Origin of the sequence: Streptomyces sp. NPDC008163, assembly GCF_042956885.1 — a bacterium.
Classification (GTDB): Bacteria; Actinomycetota; Actinomycetes; order Streptomycetales; family Streptomycetaceae; genus Streptomyces; species Streptomyces drozdowiczii_A.
Window position 1 is genome coordinate 140,193 of sequence record NZ_JBIBHG010000001.1, and the last position, 18,135, is coordinate 158,327.

The 18,135-nt window shown below is 71.9% G+C and carries 16 protein-coding genes and 1 pseudogene; 9 read left to right on the forward strand and 8 right to left on the reverse strand.

The features are described from left to right. Positions 1–259 precede the first annotated feature (259 nt). The 4 genes from ACFZAT_RS00690 to ACFZAT_RS00705 all read left to right on the forward strand — a co-directional run bounded on the left by ACFZAT_RS00690 (position 260) and on the right by ACFZAT_RS00705 (position 5,291). Positions 260–1,138 (forward strand): MqnA/MqnD/SBP family protein, encoded by an 879-nt coding sequence (locus ACFZAT_RS00690; protein ID WP_391258189.1) that lies wholly within the window; start codon positions 260–262, stop codon positions 1,136–1,138. 242 nt (positions 1,139–1,380) lie between these two features. After that, positions 1,381–3,153 (forward strand): protein kinase, encoded by a 1,773-nt coding sequence (locus tag ACFZAT_RS00695; RefSeq protein ID WP_391258192.1) that lies wholly within the window; start codon positions 1,381–1,383, stop codon positions 3,151–3,153. A 72-nt stretch (positions 3,154–3,225) separates the two neighbouring features. Next, the gene (gene mqnC, locus ACFZAT_RS00700; RefSeq protein ID WP_073964542.1) at positions 3,226–4,425 is read left to right on the forward strand and encodes a cyclic dehypoxanthinyl futalosine synthase; all 1,200 of its coding nucleotides are present in this window, start codon (positions 3,226–3,228) and stop codon (positions 4,423–4,425) included. Between the two features lie 206 nt (positions 4,426–4,631). Then, positions 4,632–5,291 carry a hypothetical protein gene (locus ACFZAT_RS00705; protein ID WP_391258194.1) on the forward strand — a complete coding sequence of 220 codons (660 nt, stop codon included), beginning with the start codon at positions 4,632–4,634 and terminating at the stop codon, positions 5,289–5,291. Between the two features lie 3 nt (positions 5,292–5,294). On the opposite strand, the gene ACFZAT_RS00710 is transcribed toward ACFZAT_RS00705, so the two are convergent. From ACFZAT_RS00710 to ACFZAT_RS00725, 4 genes are all read right to left on the reverse strand, one after another. Continuing rightward, complete coding sequence (locus ACFZAT_RS00710; RefSeq protein ID WP_391258197.1) at positions 5,295–5,969, reverse strand: DUF3152 domain-containing protein; 675 nt, start codon at positions 5,967–5,969, stop codon at positions 5,295–5,297. A 124-nt stretch (positions 5,970–6,093) separates the two neighbouring features. Then, complete coding sequence (locus ACFZAT_RS00715) at positions 6,094–6,816, reverse strand: DUF3152 domain-containing protein (protein ID WP_391260136.1); 723 nt, start codon at positions 6,814–6,816, stop codon at positions 6,094–6,096. 121 nt (positions 6,817–6,937) lie between these two features. Beyond that, positions 6,938–7,825 (reverse strand): hypothetical protein, encoded by an 888-nt coding sequence (locus ACFZAT_RS00720; RefSeq protein WP_391258199.1) that lies wholly within the window; start codon positions 7,823–7,825, stop codon positions 6,938–6,940. Between the two features lie 11 nt (positions 7,826–7,836). Further along, positions 7,837–8,346 carry a SigE family RNA polymerase sigma factor gene (locus ACFZAT_RS00725; protein WP_391258201.1) on the reverse strand — a complete coding sequence of 170 codons (510 nt, stop codon included), beginning with the start codon at positions 8,344–8,346 and terminating at the stop codon, positions 7,837–7,839. A 134-nt stretch (positions 8,347–8,480) separates the two neighbouring features. Between ACFZAT_RS00725 and ACFZAT_RS00730 the strand changes: the two genes are divergently transcribed. After that, positions 8,481–9,176, forward strand: coding sequence for a demethylmenaquinone methyltransferase (locus ACFZAT_RS00730; protein WP_391258203.1), 696 nt, complete (start codon positions 8,481–8,483; stop codon positions 9,174–9,176). 2 nt (positions 9,177–9,178) lie between these two features. Here the strand turns inward: ACFZAT_RS00730 and ACFZAT_RS00735 are convergent, their stop codons facing one another. Together ACFZAT_RS00735 and ACFZAT_RS00740 are read right to left on the reverse strand one after the other, a co-directional pair. Beyond that, positions 9,179–10,630 (reverse strand): phosphodiester glycosidase family protein, encoded by a 1,452-nt coding sequence (locus tag ACFZAT_RS00735; RefSeq protein WP_391258206.1) that lies wholly within the window; start codon positions 10,628–10,630, stop codon positions 9,179–9,181. Positions 10,631–10,632: 2 nt separating this feature from the next. Further along, positions 10,633–11,373, reverse strand: coding sequence for a peptidase inhibitor family I36 protein (locus ACFZAT_RS00740; RefSeq protein WP_391258209.1), 741 nt, complete (start codon positions 11,371–11,373; stop codon positions 10,633–10,635). Between the two features lie 192 nt (positions 11,374–11,565). Between ACFZAT_RS00740 and ACFZAT_RS00745 the strand changes: the two are divergent. Both ACFZAT_RS00745 and ACFZAT_RS00750 read left to right on the forward strand, forming a co-directional pair. Then, a pseudogene (locus ACFZAT_RS00745) lies at positions 11,566–11,634 on the forward strand (zinc-ribbon domain-containing protein); the annotation flags it as partial. A gap of 99 nt (positions 11,635–11,733) precedes the next feature. Continuing rightward, positions 11,734–14,004 (forward strand): DUF3824 domain-containing protein, encoded by a 2,271-nt coding sequence (locus ACFZAT_RS00750; protein ID WP_391260290.1) that lies wholly within the window; start codon positions 11,734–11,736, stop codon positions 14,002–14,004. Positions 14,005–14,142: 138 nt separating this feature from the next. Here the strand turns inward: ACFZAT_RS00750 and ACFZAT_RS00755 are convergent, their stop codons facing one another. Continuing rightward, positions 14,143–14,661, reverse strand: a complete 519-nt coding sequence (locus tag ACFZAT_RS00755; RefSeq protein ID WP_391258212.1) for a GNAT family N-acetyltransferase — start codon at positions 14,659–14,661, stop codon at positions 14,143–14,145. A 97-nt stretch (positions 14,662–14,758) separates the two neighbouring features. Here ACFZAT_RS00755 and ACFZAT_RS00760 point away from each other — a divergent pair, with 97 nt between their 5' ends. Then, complete coding sequence (locus ACFZAT_RS00760; RefSeq protein ID WP_391258215.1) at positions 14,759–16,042, forward strand: geranylgeranyl reductase family protein; 1,284 nt, start codon at positions 14,759–14,761, stop codon at positions 16,040–16,042. A gap of 126 nt (positions 16,043–16,168) precedes the next feature. Here the strand turns inward: ACFZAT_RS00760 and ACFZAT_RS00765 are convergent, their stop codons facing one another. Then, entirely contained in the window at positions 16,169–17,002 is an 834-nt protein-coding gene (locus ACFZAT_RS00765) for an NlpC/P60 family protein (protein ID WP_391258217.1), read from the reverse strand. 761 nt (positions 17,003–17,763) lie between these two features. On the opposite strand from ACFZAT_RS00765, the gene ACFZAT_RS00770 reads away from it, so the two are divergent. Next, complete coding sequence (locus ACFZAT_RS00770; RefSeq protein WP_003967084.1) at positions 17,764–18,123, forward strand: NADH-quinone oxidoreductase subunit A; 360 nt, start codon at positions 17,764–17,766, stop codon at positions 18,121–18,123. Positions 18,124–18,135 lie beyond the last annotated feature (12 nt).

Genomic DNA, 18,135 nt, shown 5'->3' on the forward strand with positions numbered 1-18,135 from the left:
CCCTGCTCCAGAACCTGCAATGAAGTCTGAAAACTACAAAAGCCTGCGGGGTTACATGCTCCGCAGGCTCTGTACTGCAAGGGAAACCAAACTGCAACTTGCCGTCGAGCCTAGCACGCAGCGTGTACGTAGGGGTAGAGGGAAAGATCACTTCACCCGGATGTTTGATAGCCGTCCGGATGAGCCATCCGAGAGGGCCCTGCCGTGCGCCGCCGCCCCCGGTGGGGCGGCCGGGCCGGGACAGGTCTAGCCTCGCGATGTGGACAATTCAACCGTTTCAAACGTCGCGGGCGACGACCGTCGCCCCCGGCCGCGCGTCGGCCACATCCAGTTCCTCAACTGCCTTCCCCTCTACTGGGGGCTGGCACGCACCGGAACCCTGCTCGACCTGGAGCTGTCGAAGGACACCCCGGAGAAGCTCAGCGAGCAACTGGTCAGGGGCGAGCTCGACATCGCCCCCGTCACCCTCGTCGAGTTCCTGCGGAACGCGGACGACCTGGTCGCCTTCCCCGACATCGCGGTCGGCTGCGACGGCCCCGTCATGTCGTGCGTGATCGTCTCGCAGCGGCCGCTGGAGGAGCTGGACCGGGCCCGCGTCGCCCTCGGATCGACCTCCCGCACCTCCGTACGGCTGGCGCGGCTGCTGCTCGCCGAGCGGTACGGAGTCACCCCCGACTACTACACCTGCCCGCCGGACCTGGGCCTGATGATGCAGGAGGCGGACGCCGCCGTGCTCATCGGCGACGCGGCCCTCCGCGCCAACCTGCACGACGCGCCCCGCCTCGGGCTCCAGGTCCACGACCTGGGCGCGATGTGGAAGGAGTGGACGGGCCTGCCGTTCGTCTTCGCCGTCTGGGCCGCCCGCAAGGACTACCTGGCCGCCGAGCCCACCGCCGTCCAGCAGGTCCACGAGGCGTTCCTCGCCTCCCGCGACCTGTCCCTGGAGGAGGTCACCAAGGTCGCCGAGCAGGCGGCGCGCTGGGAGGCCTTCGACGCGGAGGTCCTGGAGCGCTACTTCACGACGCTCGACTTCCGCTTCGGCCCGGACCAGCTGGCGGGCGTCCGGGAGTTCGCCCGGCGCACCGGCGAGGCGGCGGGCTTCCCGGCGGACGTGAAGGTGGAGCTCCTCGGCGGATGAGAACATCCCGCCGCCGGGGAATGGCATTTTCGATTTCGTTGAACATGCGATGAATGGTGGATTGCGCAATCGGCCCTCCGGTGTGAACCGGCGCATTCACGCCTTTTATCGCGCTGAATGAGACGTTCGTTCCACTGGGGGCGGAATCGACGGATGGTTTCTCCCGTGGCCGGTCGATACTTCGCGGACACGAACTAGGCTTCGGTCGGAGGTCCGGCCGGTTCACAGGGGGAGTTCTCGATATGCAGCCGCTGGAAGCCGGGGAACCGCGCAGCATCGGCTCCTACCGGCTGCTCGGGAGACTCGGTGCGGGCGGCATGGGCCGGGTGTACCTCGGGCGCAGCGCCGGCGGCCGCACCGTCGCCGTCAAGGTCGTCCACCCGCACTTCGCGCTCGACGAGCAGTTCCGCGCCCGCTTCCGGCGCGAGGTGGAGGCGGCCCGCCGGATCGGCGCCCAGTGGACCGCGCCCGTCCTGGACGCCGACCCGGACGCGCCCGTCCCCTGGATCGCCACCGGCTACGTGGCCGGCCCACCGCTCTCCGCGGCCGTCACCGAGCACGGCCCGCTGCCCGAGCACGCGGTCCGGGTGCTGGGCGCCGGTCTCGGCGAGGCGCTGGCCGCGGTGCACGAGCGGGGCCTGATCCACCGGGACGTGAAGCCGTCCAACGTCCTGCTCGCCCTGGACGGCCCCCGTCTGATCGACTTCGGCATCGCCCGGGCCATCGACGCGACCACCTCCCTCACCTCCACCGGGGTCTCCGTCGGTTCGCCGGGCTACATGGCGCCGGAGCAGATCCGGGGGACCGAGATCTCCGGCGCGGCCGACGTCTTCTCGCTGGGCGCGGTCCTGGCGTACGCGGCGACCGGCTCCGCGCCGTTCCTCGGCGACTCCTCGGCCGTCCTCCTCTACAAGGTCGTCCACGAGGAACCGGAGCTGGGCGAGCTGGAGGGCGCGCTCCGCGAGACCATCGCCGCCTGCCTGGCCAAGGACCCGGAGCGGCGGCCCACCCCGGACGAGCTGGCCCGCAGGCTGCTGCCGGGCGGCGCGGCGGCGGCCGTCGCCGCGGGCTGGCTGCCCGGACCGCTGGTCCGCGAGGTCAGCCGGTCGGCGGTGGCGCTGCTGGACCTGGAGCCGCAGGAGGCCCCGGTGCAGTCGGGCCCTGTGCCGTTCAGCAACCCGTCCTTCGGGGCGGGGGTGGGCGAGCCCGCGGGGGGCCCGTACGGCTCGCCCGGCGCGGGCGAACCCGCCGGTGGCCCGTACGGCTCGCCCGCCGCCGCGCTCGGTGTCTTCGGCCCACCGGCCGACCCGTCGCACCCCCTGGCCGCCGGGGCCGACGGGCTGCCGGGGCAGCGGACCGGGAGCCGGAGCCTGACCCTGGGGGCGACGGCGGGCGGCGACAAGGCGGGGCGCCGCCAGGTGAGCTGCACACTCGCGCTCGCGGTGGCCGGGGCGCTGGCCGCGGTGACGGTGGGCAGCGCCTTCCTGATGGACCTGCTGCCGGGCCAGGGCGGCGACACCGGCAACACGGGGCAGGCGCCGCCCGCCACCTCCGGCGAGCCCTCCGCGCCGGAGGACTCGGCCACCGGCTCGGCGACGAAGAGCCCGACGGAGGGTCCGACGAAGACCCCGGGCGGGGCCGCCGAGCTGCCGGACGCGTTCGTCGGGACCTGGAAGGGCCCGCTCACCGAGAAGTCCACGGGCGCACCGCACGGCACGCTCACCGCGGTCTTCACCAAGGGCCGCAAGGGCACGGACGTGGTCCGCCTGACCACGTCCCTCTCCATGGGCATCGACCTCACCTGCTACAGCGTCGCCACCCTCACCACCGCCTCCGACGACGAGCTGAAGCTGCGCGAGCGCGCCGACCCGGACCGCCCCGGCACCGCCGGGCTCTGCACCACCACCCCCGCCGACCTCCACTTCACGCGTGCCTCCGACGGCACGCTCCGCTTCCGCTCCGACGAGAAGGGCGCGGGACTCCCGTACGGCACGCTCACCCGGTCCGACGGCTGACCGCTGAGCCCCCTGGCGTAGGCTGAACCGGTCCGTAGATCCGTTGAAAAACCGCCGAAAGGTGACAGCCCGGTGACCGAGAAGGCCGACCTCCAGCCCATCCTCGACCGAGCCGCCGAAGGCGGCAGGATCACTCCGGACGAGGCGCTCGACCTCTACCGGTCGGCCCCGCTGCACGCCCTGGGCGCGGCGGCCGACGCCGTGCGCCGCCGCCGGTACGCCGGTACGGAGCACATCGCGACGTACATCATCGAGCGCAACATCAACTACACCAACGTGTGCGTCACGGCCTGCAAGTTCTGCGCGTTCTACGCCGCGCCGAAGGACACCGCCAAGGGCTGGTCCCGGGACCTGGACGACATCCTGCGGCGCTGCGCGGAGACCGTCGAGCTGGGCGGCACGCAGATCATGTTCCAGGGCGGGCACCACCCGGACTACGGCGTGGAGTACTACGAGGAGCACTTCTCGGCCATCAAGAAGGCGTTCCCGCAGCTGGTGATCCACTCGCTCGGCGCCTCCGAGATCGAGCACATGGCCCGGATCTCCAAGGTCTCCGCCGAGGAGGCGATCAGCCGTATCCACGCGGCCGGTCTGGACTCCTTCGCGGGCGCCGGAGCCGAGCTGCTGCCGGCCCGGCCGCGCACCGCCATCGCGCCGCTGAAGGAGTCCGGCGAGCGCTGGCTGGAGATCATGGAGATCGCGCACGGGCTGGGCGTCGAGTCCACCTCGACCATGCTGATGGGCACGGGCGAGACGAACGCCGAGCGCATCGAGCACCTGCGCATGATCCGTGACGTGCAGGACCGCACCGGCGGCTTCCGCGCCTTCATCCCGTACACGTACCAGCCGGAGAACAACAAGCTGAAGGGACAGACGCAGGCGACGCTCTTCGAGTACCTGCGGATGATCGCCATCGCCCGGCTCTTCCTCGACAACGTCGCCCACATCCAGGGCTCCTGGCTCACCACCGGCAAGGAGGTCGGCCAGCTGTCGCTGCACTACGGCGCGGACGACCTCGGCTCGATCATGCTGGAGGAGAACGTCGTCTCCTCGGCCGGCGCCAAGCACCGCTCCAACCGGCTGGAGATCATCGACCTGATCCGCAAGGCGGACCGGGTCCCGGCCCAGCGCGCCACGACGTACGAGCACCTCGTCGTGCACGACGACCCGGCGAACGACCCGGTGGACGAGCGCGTCGTCTCGCACATCTCGTCCGTCGCGATCGAGGGCGGCACCGCGCACCCCGAGCTCAAGCTCCTCAGCGCCAACTAGGGCCTTCCGCTTGGCTCAGGCTGGGCTCGCGGGGCGTGGCACGCACTCCCCCAAGCTCTCGGCTTCGCTCAAGCAGGGAGGGACCCCCTCCGGCGTTGTCGTCGGTGGCCAACGCTCCGCGTTGCCGCCCTCCTCCGCCTTGCAGCCGCACGCACCACGCCCCGCTCCCTGATCCAGCCTGATCCAAACGGAAGGCCCACGCCGCCTTGCTGACGATTCACGCCGCCGCCCTGCTCCTGCCGGGCGGCGGCCGCGCACCCGTGCCCGGCGGCGCGGTGGTGGTACGGGACGCGGTGGTCGCCGCGTTCGGGCCGTACGGGGAACTGGCCGCCGCCCACCCCGCCGCCCGCGTCCGGCGCTGGCCGGGCGTCCTCGCCCCGGGCCTGGTGCAGCGGGACGCGGTCCGGCTCCTGGAGGAGTGGTACTTCCCCGACCCCCGCGAGGCGGACGCGCTGGGCACCGAGCCCCTGACCGGCGCCGCGCTCGACGCACTGGGCCCCGAGGAGACGTGGCGCGCGGGCAGCGTGCGGCGCGGGCTGCACCGGATGCTGCGGCACGGCACCACGGCGGTGACGGCCGGCCCCGGAACCCCGCCCGCGCTGCTCACGGCGGTCCGGCGGTCCGGGCTGACGGTCCTCGGCGTGTCCGGCACCCCCTCCGCGCGGACCACCGGCGACGAGCCCCGCCTCGACCCGCTGGCCGGGGCGGGCGCGGTGGCCGGGGCGACGGCGGCGCCGCTCGCCGCCGGGGGCCGCGCGGACCTCGCGGCCTTCGAAGCGCCGGACGAGGCGGCGCTGCTCGCGGCGGGCGCGGCGAGCTGCGTGGCGACGATCGCGGGCGGGCGGCTGGTGTACCGGGGCCGTTAGCGCCTACGGCACCGAGGGCCCGCCGAGGTAACGCCCCTCGGAGTCGTACGGCCAGGCATTGGCGACGCAGCCCTTCAGCCCGTCGATCTGCTGCATCATCGCGGGCGCCGGGCGGCCCTTGCCGGGGCAGGTCTCGTGGCCGCGGCCGAGCCAGTGCCCGACCTCGTGGTTGATGATCAGCGCCCGGTACTCGCCCAGTGGCCCGTCGAACTCGGGCGAACCCGTCTGCCAGCGCTTCAGGTTGACCATCACGACCGTGCCGACACGGCAGTTGACCTCGCCGTGCGTGTCGAGCCCGCTGGCGCCGCAGACGCGGTCGGTGGTCTCCGGCGTCGCGATCCGGATGACCAGCCCCGCCTGCCCCTTCGCCACCTGCCGGAACGTGTGCTCCCCGTGGTGCGACCAGCCCCGGGGCGCGGCCAGGATGCGCGCGACGACGGATGCCTCCTTGTCCGCGTCGAGCCCGGAGCCGTCCTCCACCTCCACCCGGTAGGCGTTCCCCCCGCCGGTGTCCGTCGCGGCGGCGCGGGCCACGGTGAAGGAGGCGGGCGCGGGTCCGCGCGCGTCGTTCCAGCGGATGCCGGCGACGGCGGCGGCCGCGAGCACGACGGGGACGACAGCCCATGCGAGCAGCCTGCTCCGGCCGCTCTCCCCCCGGCGCCCTTTCCGTCCGGGCATCCGAAACCCTCCCCAGCGATCGACGTTCCGTCCCCCGCTGTAGGACCGGTGATCGGGGCAATTGGTTCAGTCCACATCCATATGAGGTCGCGGTGCGGTCGTGGAGGAGGCGCCTGAAGGATCGTTACGCCACCGAGGGGCCGCCCAGGTATGTCCCGTTCTCGTCGTACGGCCAGGCGTTGGCGACGCAGCCCTTGAGTCCGTAGATCTGCTGCATCATCGCGGGGGCGGGGCGGCCCTTGCCGGGGCAGGTCTCGTGGCCGTGGCCGAGCCAGTGGCCGACCTCGTGGTTGATGATCAGCGCGCGGTAGTCGTTCAGCGGCCCGTCGAACTCGGGCGAACCGGTCTGCCAGCGCTTGAGGTTGACCATCACCTTCTCGCCGATCCGGCAGTTGACCTCGCCGTGCGTGTTCATCCCGCCCTGTCCGCAGATCCGGTCCGTGGTGGCCGCCGTCGCGATGCGGACGACCAGCCCGGCCGGGCCGGAGGCCACCCGGTGGAACGTGCGCTTCCCGCCCTGTGCCCAGCCGCGCGGGGCGGCGAGGATGCGGGCGATCCGGTCGGCGGCCTCCTCCGGATCGACGCCGGAGCCGTCCTCGACCTCGACGCGGTACGCGTACTGCCCGGCGGACGAGGTGCCGGCGCGGGCGGTCGTGAAGGTGCCGGGGCCGGACGCGGGGATACGGGTGGGGCTGGGTTTCACGGAGGGCGACGGGGAGGGCCTCGGGCTCCGGACGGCCTTCGCGGAAGGTGTGGGGGAGGGGGACGCGGCGACGGGCGACGGCTTGGGCGCGGCGACCGCCGGGGCCCCGTCACCCCCCGCCCAGCGGGGTGCGAGGACCACCACCACACCGATCAGCGCCGCCGGTACGGCGACGGCGGTGAGTATGCGTATGCGGCTGCGTCGCCGCGCCTGTCTCGCGCGTCTTCGTCCGCGTCCCGCTCCGCCGCGCCGCCCCCGCCTGCTCTCAGCCCCCACGGACGGAGCCCTCCTTCGCTTCCATCGGACGTTCGTCCGCGTACTCGACCAGATTCATGAATTCCGGGTCCCGGACCACGGTCAGCAGTTCCTCGGCGGTGACCGGTGCCGACACCATGGCCGTGTCGTCACCCCCCACGGTGAGCGTGACGCGGCTGTGCCCGTACCTGAAACGCACGGTGACCCCGGTGATCGTCTTGCCCCCCTTGGCGTTCCCCGCCGCCGTGATCGCCCGGGCCATGATGCCCCCCGGCAGTGACACCTCGTCGCACCGGAGATCCTTTACGGCCACGTCGAGGCAGGGGGAATCCGCCCGGGCCGCCTTGCCCGTGGCCAGCGGGCGGATGGAGAGCGTGATGGGGAAGACCCGGCCGTCCGCGCCGCCCTGGTACCGGTTGACGGCGATATCGACCAGGCGGACCGGGCCGATCGCCTCGGGCAGGAGCGTTTCGAGCACCCCGGCCGCCTCGTTCTGGAAGACCCGCTGCCGCGAGAACTCGCGCTCCGGCAGGTCCGCCATGGACGTTTCGCCGGGGCTCGGCTCGATGTGCACGGGGGGCCGGACGGGCACCGGGGTCGGCGTGGGGACCGGCGAGGTCTGCGAGGCCGCCGACCACGTGCGTACCGGCTCCCCGTCCCCGCCCCACACCGGCAGCGCGGCGCCGAGGACGCCGAGGCCGGCGATCGCGGTCGCCGTCGCCCCGATCGCGGCGCGGGCCCGGGCCCGGCGGCGGCGGCCCTGGACCAGGGCGCCGGGGACCAGGTCGGGCAGCGGCGGCGCTCCGCCGGTGGCCCGCTCCATGGCGGTCCGGACCAGCAACTCGTCGTCGTCGCGGCCGGGCTCGTCGCCCGGAGCGGGGTCCATGAACACGTACACGGCGTAACTCCTCAGCTTCGGGCGGTGTAGAGGCGGGCGTCGCCCAGGCGGGCGCGCAGCGTGGCCAGCGAGCGCGAGCACTGGCTCTTGACGGTGGACGGGCTGCACCGCAGCAGACCGGCGACGGTCTCCACGCTCAGGTCCTCCCAGTAGCGCAGGACGACCATCGCCCGCGCGCGGGGCGGCAGTTCGGCGAGGGCCGCGAGCAGCGTGACGGTGAGCTCGGGGCCCACGGCGGGGGCGGGCGCGGCGATCGGCGTGTGGGCGAGGAGGTCGCGCAGCCGGCGGCGGCGCTCGGCGATGTAGGTGCGGGTGAGCACGGTCCGGGCGTAGGCGTCCGGATGGTCGGCGGCGCCCGCCCGGTGCCAGTGCTGGAACAGCTTGGCCAGCGTCGTCTGGGTCAGGTCGCGCGCGGCGTCGGCGTCGCCGCAGAGCAGGTACGCGGTGCGGTAGAGGCGGTGCTGACCGGCGCGGGCGAATTCCTCGAAGCCGTCGGCACCCCGGCTGGCTCCCGTGAACATCTGCCCCCTTTCCTGTTCTCTGCGAAGGTCTCTTCGTGACTACTGAGTGCCGCAGGGGGGAAAAGGTTGAAGCGGGATTCCGCCCGGGGCGTCCCCCGCGAGGCCGCGCGGACCGGGCTGCTTGAATGGGGTGCGTGACCCGAGCCTCCCTGGACAAGCAGCCGCACGAAGTCGCCTCGATGTTCGACGGCGTGGCGGCGAACTACGACCTGACCAACGATGTGCTCTCGCTCGGCCAGGACCGGGTGTGGCGCAAGGAGGTCGCCAAGGCGGTGAACGCCCGGCCCGCCGAGAAGGTCCTCGACCTGGCGGCCGGCACGGCGACGTCCTCGCTGCCGTTCGCCGCGACCGGTGCGTACGTCGTGCCGTGCGACTTCTCCATCGGCATGCTCCGCGAGGGCAAGAAGCGGCACGCCTGGCTGCCCTTCACCGCTGGCGACGCCACGAAACTCCCCTTCCGCGACAGGACCTTCGACGCGGTGACCATCTCCTTCGGCCTGCGCAACGTCCAGGACACGGACGCGGCGCTGCGCGAGCTGTACCGGGTCACCAAGCCGGGCGGCCGGGTCGTCATCTGCGAGTTCTCGCAGCCCGTCTGGACCCCGTTCCGCACGGTCTACATCGAGTACCTGATGCGCGCCCTGCCCCCCGTGGCCCGCGCGGTCTCCTCCAACCCCGACGCGTACGTCTACCTCGCCGAGTCCATCCGCGCCTGGCCCGACCAGGCCGGCCTGGCGAAGAAGCTCCAGCAGGCCGGCTGGTCCCAGGTCGCCTGGCGCAACCTCACGGGCGGCGTGGTGGCCCTGCACCGGGGTGTCAGGACCTCCTGACGCTATCTGGCGTACATGCCGTAGCCGCCGACCCCGGTGTACACCGAGTCGGCGACCCGCCGGTGGACGTACTTCGGCCCGGCGGGGTCCTTGCCGGTGTCGGTCGGCGGCGTCCGCGCCTCGGTGCCCGTGATGAGCGTCGTGGACCCGCCGCCGTCGAGGTTGAGCACGTCGACCAGCGCCAGCTCCGCCGAGTCCAGCAGGCTCGCGAACGCCCGGAGCGAGTCACCGTCCTCGTGTGTGGTCGACGCGGTGGCCTGCGTCTGCCCGGTGAGCGTGATGAGGACCGGGTGGCCCTTGATATCGGTGCCGATGGCCGTGCGGGAATCGGTGCAGATCAGGTTCGTCCCGTCGGCGCCCGTCACGCGGCCGTTGCACGAGTCGGGCAGCTCCGCGGGTACGCCGTTCGCGCTCAGGAGCCGGTGGAAGGAGCTCACGACGTCCACCGAGTCGTCCAGCGGTATGTCCCGGTCGAGCGTCACGTCATGGAGTCTCAGGTCGACGGACGGGTGGTCGTCGCGGGTCAGGTGGGCGCGCAGCCAGTCCGCCCCGGCGCCCACACCCTGGAGGATCCGGCCACCGGCGGGGACGTGGACCTGCTCGGCCGCCGTCTGCCCGCCCCGGCGTTCCCGGGCGTCGGTGACGACGCCGTGCGCGTCGAGGACGACCTCGAAACCGGGGTCGTCGTCCGTCGTGACCGTCGGGTCGATCCCCGGCTTCGGCACGGGGAAGCCGTAGTCGTCGGTGAAGAGGACGATCTCGTCCGGGTCGGTGTACAGCGCCGTCTGGTCCTTCACCACCGTGTCCTCGGCGTCCCGGGCGCAGCCCCGGCTGCGGCCGGGATCGCGGTTGACGTCGTCTATGCGAACGGTCGCGCCCGAAGCGGTGGTCAGCTTCATGTCCGTACGGAGCATGGTGATGTACGGGATGCCGTACTGGAGGACCACTCCGTTGCTGCCGGCCCCGTTCATCCAGCAGCTGGAGCTGTGCAGGACGCCGTCGGTGACCGAGACGCCCATGTGCATGAGCGTGGTGCCGTCGGCGCCGGCCGGGAGTACGTGGTCGGGGTGCTTGGGCTCGGACTTGAACAGGCCGCCGTTGACGCCCGCGTAGGGGCGGCGGGTGGCGACCGTCGACACTCCGGCGAGCTGGTCGGCAACCGTCTCGGTCAGTCCGTCGGCCTTGCCGACGACGCCCTCCAGGGTGAGCGCGGAGGCGGTCGGGTCGATGTCGACCACGTTCAGGACGCGGCCCCGGGTCCGGTTCTCGGGCACGCGCTCGGTGTACCGGGTCAGGGTGACCCCGGTCGTGAGCTTCGTCGGGGTCTGCCGATCCCAGTTGGCGGCCAGCGGGCTCGCCGGTGCGTCGGCGGCGGGGGCTGCGGGGGCGGTGAGGACGAGGGCGCTCAGGGCCGTCGCCACCGTCGCCCAGGTGCGGGTGAGGGATCTGCTCATGATTACTGGCACTCCGAGGTTCCGTCGACGAGTTCGTGGGAGCGGAAGGTGCCCGCGAAGGGCGCCGGAACGGTCGTGCTGTCCCCCTTCAGCACGACGTAGGCGCCGTACCTGGTGGCAGGGGCGGCGGGATCGGTCCAGGTCCCGGTGAACTTGTCGGTCGGGTAGAAGCAGACGTGGTGGCTGGTGCGGTTCCACACCGAGACCGGCGCGGTGTCGGCGCCGTAGGCGTTGCCGAAGTTCTTCGTGGCCGGATCGGTCGTGGGCATGTGCACCGTCATGCGGCCGCGGCCCGCCGGCTCCGTGAAGGTGCAGACGCGGTTGTCGGGACAGCGCTCGTATCCGGTGAAGCAGTGGGCCCTGGACGGGACCAGCTTGTGGGAGCTGATCGTTCCGGCGAACCGGGGGTCGTCGCCGTACTCGTCGGAATTGCCGGGCTTGATCGTCTGGAGCAGCCCGCCGAACTCGGTGTCCACGTACACGCAGGCCCAGTAGCGGGTGTTGTTCTTCGCGGAGAGGGTCGCGTTGTCCCAGGAGGCGTCGTAACGCGTCCCGTCGTCCCGCACGTCGAAGGTCCGCTTCGTGCCGCCACCGCCCGACGCGCTGTAGAGGCAGAGCTGTTCGGAGGGGCAGTCGTCGAATGCCTGCGCGTTCGCCGGGAGTACGAGGAAAGCGGAACACAGCAGGGCGAGTGCGGCGGCGATCAGGGAACCGCGCACCGTGATGATCTTCTTTATGGTCACGACAAATCATCGCACCGCCCCCCGAATCGAAAGGACGCGCGGTGGCGCAGGTGAACGTGCGTAAACGGTTGCCGGGATTCCGAGTTGACGGGAACCGGTGGGCGGGGAAGATGTGTCCGTTGATACGGCACGCGTCTTCCCCGTTCCCGTGTGTCACCGTCTCGCCCGTCCCCGGACCGCTGCGGAGCTCTCATGCCCTCGTACTGCCCCTTCTGTGGAACCCAGGCGCCCGACGAGGCACGCTTCTGCATGAAGTGCGGGCGTGAACGGCCCGCCGCGCCCGCGGCGCCTCCGCAGCCCGCCGCTCCGCCGCCGCCGGCCGGGGCGCCCGTCGTCGAACCGCCCGCGGTGCCCGCCCACATGACCCGGCCCGCGGCGCCGCCGCCCGGGTACGCGCCGGTGCCGGCCGGACCCTCGCCGGCCGGGATCTTCTTCGGGCGGGTGATGCGCGGGGACTGGGCGGGCTCGCTGCGGGCGGCCGTCTGGCCGACCGGGCTGATCATCGGGCTCGCCGTGGCGCTCGCCATCCCGGACTACGGGCAGGGGGACGACGTCGTCGTCGGGTGGAGCGACCGGCTGCGGATCGCGCTCGCGATGCTGCTCCAGGCGTTCGGCGGCGGCTTCGAGGTCCGGGCCGACGTGCCGGGCGGCGGCGGTGGATACGGGGGCGCTTCGCCGTACGGGGACACGTACGGCGACTTCGATCCGGGCGGGCAGAGCCAGACGACGCTCTCGCTGATCCCGCTCACCGTCACCGTGCTGTGGATCGGCGCCCTCATCCTCGGCGCCCGGGGTGTCCGCCGGCAGGGCGGCGGTCTGGACGCGGCGGTCCGGATCAGCGCCGTGGCCACCGCAGCGGTCCTGGTCCTCGGGCTCTACGCCCAGCCGGAGCTCCAGGGCTACTCGCTCCACTCCTCGCCGGTCCTCGCGGCCCTCGGCGCCCTCGCCCTCGCGCTCGTCACCACCTGCGCCGTGCTGCAACGCGACGCCGCGGCCGCCTGGCTGGCCCAACGGCCGGGTGCGCAGAGCTTCGTACGCGCCGCCGGGACCGCCGTCCGCGCGCTCGGCGCCGTCCTCCTGCTGTGCGGCCTGATCGGCTACATCACGTACGCCACCCTGGACGACGTCAACGGCACGGCCCTGCTGATGGCCCTGCCGCTGCTGCCCAACATCGCGCTGATGGTGCTCTCGGTGAGCTGGGGCGGCTCCGTCGAGTACGACGCGCGCGGCCATGCGGACATCATCGGCTCCGGCATGGACCACGGCTCGTTCGGGCTCGGTGAGCTGAGCGACGCCGCCAACGACTGGGCCCTCGTCGGCGCGCTCGCCGCCGGTCTCGTCTGCGCGCTCGTCGTCGGGCTGCTCGCGGGGCGCCGCTCCGCCGACCGGCGCGAACAGGTCACCGCCGGGGGCCTGTTCCTGCTCGGGTTCCTCGCGCTGACCGCGATGAGCGGCCTGTCCGCCGAGTTCTCCGCCAATGTCGCGGACATCGGTGGCTCGGGCACCCTGGAGGTCTCGCCCAGCGTCGCCGACGCGCTGCTGTTCGGGCTGCTGTGGGTCGGCGGCGCGGTGCTCGTCGCGCCGTACCTGGCCCGGATGACGGGCGGCGGCGGCCCGGGCGGCGGCTCCCCGGCGTACCCGGCCCCGCCGAGCCCCTACGGCCCGCCGCACCAGGGCCCGCACATCCCCGGTCCGTACACCCCGGCCCCCGGCCCGTACACCCCGGCGCCCGGCCAGACCCCGGCCCCCGGCACGTACGCCCCCGAGCCCGGCCCGGGGCCGCACACCCCGCCCGCCCGGTCCACGGCCGCCGAGGCCGGCGCGCCCGAGGCCGGCGCGCCCGGCGCCGAGCCGCCCACCGCCACCCTGCCCGGTCCGTACAACCCGGCCCCGGAGCCCGCGCAGCCCCCCGCGCCCCGGCGCCGCCGGGCGGTCCTCGTCTGGGGGGCCACGCTCGTCGCCGCCCTGATCTTCGGCGGCGGGGCCACCGCGGGCACCCTCGCCCTGCTGGACCGTCACGACGACGGCCCGGGCACCTCGGAGAACGGCGAGGACGGGAAGAGCGACCGGGCGACGCCCGCCCAGGACCGGACGAGCGAGGCCCCCACCGAGGGGGCTCCCTCCGAGGGGGCTCCCTCCGAGGGGGCGAGCGCCACCACCGACCCGGCGGAGCTCGACTTCCCGGAGGGCTACAGCGTCGTCGCCGACACCGCCGGATTCTCGCTCGCCCTGCCGGACGACTGGGAGCGCCAGGGCGAGAAGAACCACCAGGTCACCTACGCCGCGTCCCCGGGCGACACCGCCCTGCTGAAGGTCGGCGTCATCGCGGACGCCCCCTACACCTCGTACGAGAACTTCAAGGCGCTGGAGAAGACGGCCTCCGCCAACCAGCGGAACTACCAGCAGATCCAGCTCTCGGCCAACACCTTCCAGGGCCGCCCGGGCGCCCGGTGGGAGTACACGTACGAGGACAAGAGCGGACAGACCGTCCACGCGATCGACCAGAGCTACATCGCCGAGGACGGCACCGAGTACGCCGTCTACGTCACCGAGCGGGACGTGGACTGGGCCGGTGCCCGCGAAGTCTTCGACACCGCCCTGTCCACCTGGATGCTCAACGACGTCGACTAGGGCCTTTCGTTCGGATCAGGCTGGATCAGCGAGCGGGGCGTGGCACGCGAGCCCAGCATGACCCAAACGAAACCCTAGGGGGTGTCTTGCCGATCATGGCCGGGTCCTGATCGACAAGACACCCCCTACGCCCGGACGTCACAGCTCCAGCCGGAAGACCCGCACCTCCTGGCCCGGCCGGTGCGTCGTGAAGGTCTCGGCCGGTTCCATGCCCAGGCGCACCGCCACCGCGGCCGACCGCTCGTTCAGCACGTCGACCGCCGCCACCACGCGTTCCACGCCTGCCGCACGCAGCCGCTCCAGCGTGACGCGCGCGGCGGCCGTCGCGTAACCGAGGCCCCAGGCCGAGCGGGCCAGCCGCCAGCCGATCTCGGTCTCGCCCACCGGGCCGTAGGCCGCCGGGCCCCACGGCTGCGCGCCGGTGAAGCCGACGACCCGCCCCTCCCCGTCGAGCACGGTCCACAGGCAGTAGCCGAGTTCGGCGTCGTGCCTGCGCTGGCGGGCGGTCCACTCCTCGTACATCGACAGCTCCTCGGCCCGCCCGCCGAAGAACCGCATCACCTCCGGGTCGGCGAAGGCCCGGTGCCAGGCGACGGCGTCCTCGTCGGTCGGGACACGCAGCTGTACGACGGGCGGAGCGGCAGGCGCGATTGACATGAGGCAGCCCTTCGGAGGGTTGGTCGGCAGGCCCCCATAGACTGCCTTGGACCTGTGCCGCGCGGCACGCGAATTCGAGTCTTCGGGAGAACCGACCGTGACCGAACCCCTGTCCGAACACAGCGCGGACGTCATCGTCGTCGGGGCGGGCCCCGCCGGCTCCACGACCGCGTACTACCTGGCCAAGGCCGGACTCGACGTCCTCCTCCTGGAGAAGACCGCGTTCCCGCGCGAGAAGGTCTGCGGCGACGGCCTCACCCCGCGCGCCACCAAGCAGCTCGTGTCCATGGGCATCGACATCTCCGAGGAGGCGGGCTGGCTGCGGAACAAGGGCCTCCGCATCATCGGCGGGGGCGTCCGGCTCCAGCTGGACTGGCCGGATCTGGCCTCCTACCCGGACTACGGACTCGTCCGCAAGCGCGACGACTTCGACGAACAGCTGGCCCGCAACGCGCAGAAGGCCGGTGCCCGGCTGTACGAGCGGTGCAACGTCGGCGCCCCGATCACCGACGAGCGCACCGGCCGGATCACCGGGGTCCACGCGAAGCTCGGCGAGGAGAAGACCCCGGTCACCTTCCACGCCCCGCTCGTCGTCGCCGCCGACGGCAACTCCACCCGGCTCTCCCTGGCGATGGGCCTGCACCGCCGCGAGGACCGCCCGATGGGCGTCGCCGTGCGTACGTACTTCACCTCGCCCCGGCACGACGACGACTACCTGGAGTCCTGGCTGGAGCTGTGGGACCGGCGCGGGCCCCAGGAGAAGCTGCTGCCCGGCTACGGCTGGATCTTCGGCATGGGCGACGGCACCTCCAACGTCGGCCTCGGCATCCTCAACTCCTCGTCCGCCTTCAAGGAGCTGGACTGGCGCGAGGTCCTGAAGGCGTGGTGCGCGTCCATGCCGGAGGACTGGGGCTACACCCCGGAGAACATGACGATGCCCATCCGGGGCGCCGCCCTGCCGATGGCCTTCAACCGTCAGCCGCACTACACCAAGGGCCTGCTGCTCGTCGGTGACGCGGGCGGCATGGTCAACCCGTTCAACGGGGAGGGCATCGCGTACGCCATGGAGTCCGGCCAGATCGCGGCCGACGTCATCGTCCAGGCGCAGGCCCGCGCTACCCCCGCCCAGCGGGAGCTGGCGCTGAACAACTACCCGAAGGTGCTCAAGGAGACCTACGGCGGCTACTACACGATGGGCCGCGCCTTCGTGAAGCTGATCGGCAACCCGAAGATCATGAAGGTCGCGACCCAGCGCGGCCTGACGCACCCGCTGCTGATGAAGTTCACGCTGAAGATGCTCGCCAACCTCACCGACCCGACCGGCGGCGACGCGATGGACCGCATCATCAACGGCCTGGCGAAGGTCGCGCCGCGCTCGTAGCGCCCGTTCACAAAGAGAGCGCCCGTTCACAAAGAGAAGGAGCCTCACTCCCGAGCGGGGGAGTGAGGCTCCTTCTTCTGGGCCTGACGTGCGGATCAGGCTTGTGAATCCGTGAACGCGTCGCTGCTAGAGGACGCGGACCGCGCCGGTCGGCATGTCGTAGTCGAGGGGGCGCTGCACCACACCGGTGGAGGAGTTCTGCGCACCGACGAACTGGCCGCCGCCCACGTAGATCCCGACGTGGTACGCGCTGCCCGCGCTGCCCCAGTACAGGATGTCGCCCGGCTGGAGGTTGCTCAGCGAGACCTGGGTGCCGGCGGTCGACTGGCTCTGCGAGACGCGCGGCAGGTCGACGCCCACGGTGCGGAACGCGGCCTGGACCAGGCCCGAGCAGTCCCACGAGTTCGGGCCGGTGCCGCCGGACACGTACGCGTCGCCCACCTGCGCCTGGGCGAACGCGACGACGGAGGCCGCGGAGCCGGTGGCGTTGGAGGAGTACGAGGTCGTGGCGGCGTTGGTGGAGCCGGACGACGAGGAGCCGGTGGACTTCTGGAGGGTGGTGCGCGCGGCGTCGCGGGAGGCGCGCTCGGCGGCCTCCGCCTTGGCCTTGGCGGCCGCCTCGGCCTTCTTCTTGGCCTCGGCCTTGCGGACGGCCTCGGCCTTGGCCTTCTTGGCGTCCTTGGCGGCGCTGCTGGCCGCCGCGTCCTCCTGCGCCTGCGTCTCCAGGTCCAGGGCGACCTGCTGCGTCGCCTCGGCGGTGGCGGCGACGGTGGTGGAGAGTCCCGCCGTGATGGTGGGCATCTCGATCGTCTGGGTCACCGGTTCGGCCTGGGCCGGGCCCGCGGCACCCGCGACCGCGATGGTGCTGAGGACGCCACCGGCAACTCCGGCCCGCAGCGCCGTCGTCGAGGCGTTTCGGCGGGGCTTCCGGTGGCTGGGTATGTGAGCGGTGTGGGACATGGGTACTAGCGCTATCAGGGCGCGCGGGGTCCCATCAAGAAACGTGTGTTGCGACACAGTTACGTCCGGAATCTGTGAATCCGCTTTCTGACGGCCTTTATTGACGCCGTAACGGGCAAATCGGGCAGTCGTGATCATGGCTGTGATCATGGGTTTTCAGTAATACGCCCGAATTGCCCGTCGCTTACCACCCGTTCACACTGTTGGCCAAGCCCGCTTCTATAACGGCTGGTGTGGAGTGATGCAGCTCACAGCATGGTCTTGCTGTGATGGGCATACGAGGACTCGGCACGGGAAGCGGCGCGGTCCGCGTCCACTTCGTTCCGCGTGAACCCTCGCGCGAGTGACGCCCGTCCGGTCCGCGCATCCGGTCATCCCGTCCCGCCCTTCGCGGCCCCAGAGTGGGGCAGATCCCTTTATCACCCCATCGCGTCCATCGCCAATTTTGCGCGCAGCGCCGTGGCTTGATAGTGCGACACCCCTTTGACCAGCGGTAACGGCAGTAGATGTCACCTCTCGTGATCACTCGGCCGCTTCGTGTACGAAGATCACCGCTCATCCGACTTCATGATCGTTCGTCAGGTGGTGGAGATCACAAAGACGTTGGCTACCCCCGTGTCGCAGATCACAGGACGGCGGGCATAGGATGCGGGGCAGTCGGGCTTGTGAACTGCCTCACATGTGCACGATCTTGGTGAGGCGGGGAGCCGGTTCGCCCGATGCGGTCCAACGGTCAAGGACGACTGGAAGGAGCGAGGAGCGTGAATGCCTACGCGCCCATCCTCGTGCTCGGCGCCCTCGGGGCAGGGTTTGCGATCTTCTCCGTGGTCATGGCCACGCTTATCGGCCCCAAGCGGTACAACCGGGCAAAGCTCGAAGCGTACGAGTGCGGTATCGAACCGACACCCACGCCGGCCGGAGGCGGCCGCTTTCCCATCAAGTACTACCTGACGGCGATGCTCTTCATCGTCTTCGACATCGAGATCGTCTTCCTCTATCCCTGGGCGGTCAGCTTCGACGCCCTGGGGATCTTCGGGCTCGTGGAGATGCTGCTCTTCGTGCTCACCGTCTTCGTCGCCTACGCGTATGTGTGGCGGCGCGGCGGTCTGGAATGGGACTGAGGGGCTGAGGGG

What these genes read in the sequence shown, in the direction of transcription:
- ACFZAT_RS00735 (WP_391258206.1), bottom strand. Translation starts at nt 10,630, where the DNA reads ATGAGCAGATCCCTCACCCGCACCTGGGCGACGGTGGCGACGGCCCTG.
- ACFZAT_RS00765 (WP_391258217.1), bottom strand. Translation starts at nt 17,002, where the DNA reads ATGTCCCACACCGCTCACATACCCAGCCACCGGAAGCCCCGCCGAAAC.
- ACFZAT_RS00710 (WP_391258197.1), bottom strand. Translation starts at nt 5,969, where the DNA reads ATGCCCGGACGGAAAGGGCGCCGGGGGGAGAGCGGCCGGAGCAGGCTG.
- ACFZAT_RS00750 (WP_391260290.1), top strand. Translation starts at nt 11,734, where the DNA reads ATGACCCGGCCCGCGGCGCCGCCGCCCGGGTACGCGCCGGTGCCGGCC.
- ACFZAT_RS00725 (WP_391258201.1), bottom strand. Translation starts at nt 8,346, where the DNA reads ATGTTCACGGGAGCCAGCCGGGGTGCCGACGGCTTCGAGGAATTCGCC.
- ACFZAT_RS00755 (WP_391258212.1), bottom strand. Translation starts at nt 14,661, where the DNA reads ATGTCAATCGCGCCTGCCGCTCCGCCCGTCGTACAGCTGCGTGTCCCG.
- ACFZAT_RS00695 (WP_391258192.1), top strand. Translation starts at nt 1,381, where the DNA reads ATGCAGCCGCTGGAAGCCGGGGAACCGCGCAGCATCGGCTCCTACCGG.